Source organism: Polaribacter sp. BAL334 (assembly GCF_015767435.1).
Lineage (GTDB): Bacteria > Bacteroidota > Bacteroidia > Flavobacteriales > Flavobacteriaceae > Polaribacter.
In genome coordinates, this window is record NZ_JADWOV010000325.1 from 1 (window position 1) to 503 (window position 503).

Annotated in this window: 1 protein-coding gene; it reads left to right on the forward strand. The window is 33.8% G+C overall.

The window, feature by feature from the left end:
* Positions 1–503: restriction endonuclease subunit S (locus tag IU405_RS15520; RefSeq protein ID WP_197439532.1), on the forward strand; the 503-nt coding region annotated here is incomplete at both ends.

Here is a 503-nt window from a genome sequence, read left to right on the forward strand (position 1 = left end):
CATATAAAGTTGTTCATAGTAATGAATTTTCATATGTATCTGACACTTCTCGAAGAGGTGATAAAATTGCTTTGGCATTAAATACGACTGATAAACCTGTTTTGATTTCTTCAATTTATACAACATTTCGTTCAATTGATACAAATAAATTATTGCCAGAGTATCTGTATTTATTTTTAAGTAGAGAGGAATTTGATCGTTTATCTCGCTTCAATTCGTGGGGAAGTGCAAGAGAAACATTTGACTGGAGTGAGTTTTGCCGAATTCAAATTCCACTTCCTGATATTGATATTCAGCAGGAGTTAGTGGATACCTACAATGGACTAAAAGCATTGGCAGAACAAAACGAAGCCTTAAGTAAGCCACTCACCGAAGCCTGTCAGGCTTATATTGTCGATTGCAAAAAAAAGTACCAAGAAGTTGAACTAGGGAATTACATTGAGGAGTGTAAGCAAAAAAATAATGAAAATATATATGGCGTAAATGAATTACAAGGTGTAACA